Here is a 6,343-nt window from a genome sequence, read left to right as displayed (position 1 = left end):
AAGAAACCGCCCGACCAGCTCTGCGAACCCCTGTGACGCGTTGTAGAACCCTGTGTTCGCCCCCAGGCCGCCGAACGCAGATCCGTTGTTAGCCGTCGCGGACGTGAAGGCGTAGAGGATTTCGCTGAAGCCGTGGGCTTGCGGGTTGGCGACCGAGGCCTTGCCCGGCTCCACCAGCACCGCGACGGCGGTGCCCACCAGGACGACCAGGGGCGGAATCAGGATGATGATGGCCGCCATCTTCATCTCGTAGGCTTCGATCTTCTTGCCCAGGTACTCCGGCGTGCGGCCGATCATCAGCCCGGCCACGAACACCGCGACGATGGCGAACACGATCATGCCGTACAGCCCCGAGCCGACCCCGCCGAAGATGACCTCGCCCAGTTGCATCAGCCACAGCGGGATCATGCCGCCCAGCGGCGTGAAGGAATCATGCATGGCGTTGACCGAGCCGTTGGAGGCCGCCGTGGTGGCGACCGCCCACAGCGCGGAATCGGCGATGCCGAAGCGGGCCTCCTTGCCTTCCATGTTGCCGCCGGGCTGGGTGTCCGAAGCGGCCTGATCGACCCCCAGCGTGGGCAGATTCGGATTGCCCGCCTGCTCCAAGGGCACGGCGACGAACACCAGGGCGGCGAACACCGCCGTCATGGCCGCGAGGATGGCCCAGCCCTGCCGGGTGTCCCCCACCATCGCGCCGAAGGTGTGGCACAGCGCCGCCGGGATGAGCAGGATCGCCAGCATCTCCAGGAAGTTGGCGAGCGGCGTGGGATTCTCGAAGGGATGGGCCGAGTTGGCGTTGAAGAATCCGCCGCCGTTGGTGCCGAGCTGCTTGATGGCGATTTGCGAGGCCGCCGGACCCAGCGCGAGGGTCTGTTCCGTCGCCGTGGCCGGTTCGGCCACGGGCTTGCCTTCGGCATCCTTCAGCGGCTGGCCGGCCTCGTCCAGCTTGGCCTGTTCATAGGCCACCGGCTGGGCGAAGGGTACGGTCTGGTAGGCGCCGAAGGTCTGCACCACGCCCTGGCTCACCAGGGCCAGGGACAGCAGGAACGACAAGGGCAGCAGGATGTACAAGGTGCCCCGCGTCAGGTCGACCCAGAAATTGCCGAGGGTGTCGGCGCTCTTGCGGGAGAAGCCCCGGATCAGGGCCACCAGCACCGCCATGCCGGTGGCGGCGGACACGAAGTTCTGCACGGTGAGGCCGAGCATCTGGGTGAGATAGCTCAGGGTGGTCTCGCCGCCGTAGCCCTGCCAGTTGGTGTTGGTGGCGAAGCTCACCGCCGTGTTGAAGGCGGAGTCCGGGCCGACATTGGGCAGGTTCTGCGGATTCAGGGGCAGCCAGGCTTGCAGCCGTTGCAGGGCATAGACCGCCAGCGCGCCCAACAGGTTGAGCGCCAGCGCCGACCCGGCGTAATCGGTCCAGCGCATTTCCCGTTCCGGCCCGACGCCGCACAGGCGGTAAATCAGCCGCTCGAAACCCGCGAGCCAACGCACCCGGCCCGTGAATTCCCCGCTGTATATCCACGCCATGTAGGCGCCCAGCGGTTTCGCCAGGATTAACAACGCGCCCAGATAAAGCGCGATTTGGAGGAAGCTGTCACTGGTCATCAGAAGTTCTCCGGGTAGAACAGGGCCGCCACCAGATAGACGAACAGCCCCAGGGCGAGGACGCCGCTGATGAGATATAGACCGCTCATGACGGCCTCCCGAGCCGGTCGCAGCCGTACACCAGCGCGAGGGTGAGGCCGAAGAAGAGTATCGTCAGCGCGAGAAACAGGATGTCCATGGATTCCGCCTCGATATGGTTGGAGGGCGCCGCCTCGTTGGCGGCGCAGCGTGAGGGTTATATCCTAAGCGGGAGGGGGTAAAAAAGCCGTATAAACTGGGGACGAGCCTGTAAGGGAAGCGTAAAAATCAATAGGAATTCAGAAACATCCTCCCTCGTCGGGGCCGCCGAAGGGAAAGAACGCCCGCGCCGAGCGCGATAATGCGGGCGATCCCGCTTGAAGTCGCCGTTGACATGATGAGGCCGCAGGGGATCGCGCGGCGCCGTTTGAATCAAGCCCGGCTGGGATGCTTAAAAACTTCGAGAAACACAGAACGCCGCATGACAACCACCGACCAGGAAAAGCCCCTCACCCCTCCGACAGAGTCCGATTTCCAAGGGAATCAACTGGACCTGTTCCAAACCTTTCTGTGCAACACCGAAATCGAGCGGGACAGGTTATCCAACACCTTCGACCTGTGGGACAGCATCCCCCGCTACTCGGTTTCACGGCAGCAGATGACCAAGATCCGCAAGGAAAAGGGCTTCCTTAGCTTGCTGTGTATCGGGTTTCAATACCGGGGTCAAATGCTTGAGGCCCGCATACAGGCGGCCCGCATCTTGGATGAAAAGACCCGGACGGAAACCGATTACTACCCCAGCGCCAACGAGGAACTAATCGAAGACGCCCTCAGGAAAATCGCCGCCGAGCAAAGAAGCGGCTTTTTCAATAAGCAAACCTATCGGAGCGGGGTGATATTCACCCTATACGCGCTCCGTGAAGAACTAAAAAGGCGGGGGCACGCCCGCTCTTATCAAGAGATCATCTTGAGCCTCAACATACTGGCCGGAAGCATCATCGAAATACATTCAGTGGACAATAAGAACTGGGAGGGCTTCACCAAGAGCGCCTACATCACCGGATTATCGGCGGTATCCAGAACCCAACTCAGCGAAGACCCGGACGCCAAATGGCTGGTCCAATTCCATCCCTTGGTAACACAAGCGATTGACGCCGTTACCTACCGGCAATTCAACTACGCGCAGATGATGGGGCACACCACACAACTAGCCCGGTGGCTGCATAAGCAGCTATCCCTGAAATTCACTTTCGCCAGCCTCACCACGCCCTTCGAAATCCGCTTCAGCACCATCAAGCGCGACAGCGCCCTGCTGGAGGGCTACAAGCGCACCACCGACGCCGTCAATGTCCTGGACGCCGTCTTCAACGAGCTTAAGGCGGGCGGCGTGCTGATGAGCGTAAAGAAAGACCTCATCACCGGCCCACGGGGCAAGATTGAGGATGCGCGTTACGTCCTCTCGCCTTCCCGGGAATTCGTGGCGCAAGTGAAAGCCGCCAACAAGCGCCAAGCCACCGCCGTAGAAACACCCGGGGAGCCTGTGGATAAGTCGGGGATAAATACAAAAAGCCGGTAGGTATAGGTCGAGGGTCGAGGCATTTTTCGGTAGGTATAGGTCGAGGGTCTCGGTAGGTATAGGTCGAGGCAAGGCTTTTTTCGGTGTTTCCGCAACAGCGTCAAGCCGCGACCCGAGGCAATTTCCGGTAGGTATAGGTCGAGGGTCGGCAATTTTTCGGTAGGTATAGGTCGAGGGTTAGGTAGGTATAGGTCGAGGGTCAGGGTTTTTTCGGTAGGTATAGGTCGAGGGTCGTCCAAAAAAACAGGCAATCGGTAGGTATAGGTCGAGGGTCAATTTCGCAAGCCTTTGATTAAAAAAGAAAAAAAGCGCTTTTTTTGGCTCTTATCCTTTTATCCTTATATTTATCCTTTTCTTTATCCTTCACGCGGGCCTTGTGGACAACTCGCCCGGCCGATCAGGGAAATCCATGGACCAAGTCATGAAGCCCGATCCCCAAGCTTTTTCTGCTGACGGAATGGGCGAGATTGGAAGGCGCGCGCAAGGCGTTCGACAAGAAGACCCGGCGCCGCTCTGTCGGCGAGAGAGGGGACCGAAGGGACACGGCGCGATTGCCCTGGCAACAGAACCGCGAATCCTCGCGGTCACCCAAAAAGCCCAATGCCAGGCGGCGTGGTGAACCTTTGCGAGCTTGCCGACTTCGGGGCCGAGCGACCTCAACCGCTGGAGATGTCGCGGGTCCTGAGATCGGCCTTGACGCGGCGGCAAACCTCGTGGCCGCTGAGGCCGGGCATCATCACGTCCAGCAGGATCAGGCTGGGGGGCGACCGTTGGGCGAGGGCGAGGGCATCCAGGCCATTGATGGCGAACTTGACCTGGTAAAAGGGCCGCAAGATCTCGCCCAGAATATCGAGGATGGCTGGGGAATCGTCCACTAACAGGATGGCCTCCCGCGCATTCGTGTGGCTGATTGTTTCCATGATTCTTGCCTTGTTATTGCGATGGACAGCGAAGCACCGCGGAGAGGCGCCGCAGTCGCGCCCGCGCGTCCAGGAAATCATAGCGGGCTATGGCCCGGCCGATTTCCCCGGCTTCGGTCCCGAGTTCACTGTCGGCCATGGCATGTTCGAGCCGGGCCACCCATTCGATGGCCGCCGTGTCGCGCTCCTCCAGCCGCCCGTCCAGTTCACGGAGGAGGAGCCGCAAGTTGGCGGGGTCGGTGGCGCCCGGGGCCACGTTCTCGCTTCCGTCCACCCCGGCGAGTCCCGCCAGCACCCGCCCAAATTCCGCGTCGAGCGCCGTGAACCGCGCCGCCAGCCCTTCCGTTTGAGTGCGCCGGGCGGCGTCCTCCAGTCCGTCCGCCAAGTCGCCCAATTGGTTGATCCCCAAGGTGCGGGTGGTGCCCTTAAGGGTGTGGGCCAGACGGGTCAGCGTGTCCCAGTCGCCCACCCGTTGGGCCTCCAGGAATCGTTCCCGGAACCGGCCGGATTCGCCATCGCGGAACTTGGCCAGCAATTTCAGGTAAAGGGACGGCTTGCCGCCCACCCGGGCCAGCCCCAGCGCCGTATCTATGCCCGGCAATCGCAACGGGCCGGAATCGGCTGGGGCGGGCGCGGCGAGTCCCGCCGCCTGCCTCGGCCGGATCCAGCGCGCCAGCGCCGCGTACAGTTCTCCGAAGTCCACCGGCTTGGCCAGGAAGTCGTTCATTCCGGCGGCCAGGCACATCTCCCGGTCCCCGGCCATGGCATTGGCGGTGAGGGCGATGATGGGCAGGTCCCGGCAACGCGCCTCCGCGCGCAGCCGGCGGGCCGCCTCGAAGCCGTCCATGACCGGCATTTGGCAGTCCATCAGCACGCCGTCCGGCAGGGCCTCGGCCACGGCGCGCAGGGCCTCCTCCCCATTGTTGGCGAGCCGGACCCGGAGGCCCGCTTGCTCCAAGAGTTCGCGCATCATCTCCTGGTTAAGCTCGGCGTCCTCCACCAGCAGGATGTCCGCCCCGCGCAGCCTGGCCAGTCCCGTGCTGTCCATCCGGCGGGGGCCTGCGGCGGGGGGCGGGGCCGACGTTTGATCGCTGAATCCAACCCGGACGGTGAAGTGAAAGGCGCTGCCCTGGCCGAGCCGGCTGTCCACCCAGATGCGGCCTTGCATCAGTTCCACCAGGCGCCGGCTGATGGCCAGCCCCAGGCCGGTGCCGCCATGGTTCCGGGTGGTCGAGGCGTCGGCCTGGCTGAAGGGCTGGAACAATCGGGCCTGATCGGCCGGGGAGAGCCCGATGCCTTCGTCTAGCACCGCGAAGTGCAGGGTGGCCCGGTCCGCGTCCCGGCCCTCCTCGGCCACATTTACCCGCACTTCGCCTTGATGGGAGAACTTGATGGCGTTGCCGACCAGGTTGATCAGCACCTGGCCCAGGCGGTGGGGGTCGCCCCGCAGGGTTCGCCTTGCCAGATCGGGCGCCAAGAGGATGGTCAGCGTCAGGCCCTTGTCCTGCGCCCTGGGGTTCAGCAAGGACACCAGCCGCTCGAAGACCTCCGCCAGGGTGAAAGGCTCGTCCACCAGGTCCAGCCTGCCGGCCTCGATCTTGGAGAAGTCCAGAATGTCGTCGATGATGTGCAGCAGGGAGCGGGCGGCGGTCCGTATGCCGAGAAGATGATGGTGCCGCCGTTCATCGGGGTCCGCCCCCAGGCAGAGTTCGGTCATCCCCATGATGGCGTTCATCGGCGTGCGGATTTCGTGGCTCATGTTGGCGAGGAACAGGGATTTAGCCTGGTTGGCGCGCTCCGCCGCTTCCTTGGCCTGGGCCAGGGCCGCCAGTATCGCCTTGCGCTCGGTGATGTCGCGCATGGTGACCTGTAGCACCGGCTTGCCCTGCAATTCGATGCGGGTCAGCAAGACCTCGGCGGGAAATTCCGAGCCGTCGGGTCGGCGGTGTTGCCAGTCGAACCGCAGGCTGCCGATTTGGTGGGCTGTGATCGTCAGTTCATTGGCCAGGGTGAGCGAATCCTCGCCGCCGGGTTGGCGGGGCGGGGAAAACCGGGCGGGGTGCTGGCCGAGGAGTTCCTGTCGTGACGCGCAGCCGAAGATCCGCAGCGCGGCGTCGTTGCAGTCGATGAGTCCCTCTCCGTTCAACAGCATGAAGGCGTCGGCGGACGCCTCGAACAAGGTTCGGAACCGCGCTTCGCTCTCGCGGAGCGCCTCGGCGGCCAG

Annotated in this window: 5 protein-coding genes; 1 reads left to right on the top strand and 4 read right to left on the bottom strand. The window is 63.3% G+C overall.

The features are described 5' to 3' along the window. Together kdpA and kdpF are read right to left on the bottom strand one after the other, a co-directional pair. The coding region (gene kdpA, locus ACXWUF_RS16410; protein WP_458495726.1) for a potassium-transporting ATPase subunit KdpA at window positions 1-1,605 on the bottom strand (1,605 nt) is incomplete at its 3' end. After that, on the bottom strand, window positions 1,605-1,694 hold the full coding sequence (gene kdpF, locus ACXWUF_RS16405) for a K(+)-transporting ATPase subunit F (protein WP_458495725.1): 90 nt from the start codon (window positions 1,692-1,694) through the stop codon (window positions 1,605-1,607). The genes kdpF and kdpA, both read right to left, overlap by 1 nt. Window positions 1,695-2,104: 410 nt before the next feature. On the opposite strand from kdpF, the gene ACXWUF_RS16400 reads away from it, so the two are divergent. Then, on the top strand, window positions 2,105-3,199 hold the full coding sequence (locus tag ACXWUF_RS16400) for a replication protein (protein ID WP_458495724.1): 1,095 nt from the start codon (window positions 2,105-2,107) through the stop codon (window positions 3,197-3,199). 656 nt (window positions 3,200-3,855) lie between these two features. Here ACXWUF_RS16400 and ACXWUF_RS16395 read toward each other — a convergent pair. Both ACXWUF_RS16395 and ACXWUF_RS16390 read right to left on the bottom strand, forming a co-directional pair. Then, window positions 3,856-4,119: a response regulator gene (locus ACXWUF_RS16395; protein WP_458495723.1), complete on the bottom strand. Its 264-nt coding sequence runs from the start codon at window positions 4,117-4,119 to the stop codon at window positions 3,856-3,858. A 13-nt stretch (window positions 4,120-4,132) separates the two neighbouring features. Next, window positions 4,133-6,343: ATP-binding protein (locus tag ACXWUF_RS16390; RefSeq protein ID WP_458495722.1), on the bottom strand; the 2,211-nt coding region annotated here is incomplete at its 5' end.

The sequence above is a fragment of the Methylomagnum sp. genome, from assembly GCF_054333355.1.
The sequence above is the reverse complement of the archived record's forward strand: the minus strand, read 5'-3'. Positions and strand labels throughout refer to the sequence as shown.

Excerpts from the sequence above, each read along its gene's own strand:
- kdpF (WP_458495725.1), bottom strand. The coding sequence starts at position 1,694 with ATGAGCGGTCTATATCTCATCAGCGGCGTCCTCGCCCTGGGGCTGTTC.
- ACXWUF_RS16400 (WP_458495724.1), top strand. The coding sequence starts at position 2,105 with ATGACAACCACCGACCAGGAAAAGCCCCTCACCCCTCCGACAGAGTCC.
- ACXWUF_RS16395 (WP_458495723.1), bottom strand. The coding sequence starts at position 4,119 with ATGGAAACAATCAGCCACACGAATGCGCGGGAGGCCATCCTGTTAGTG.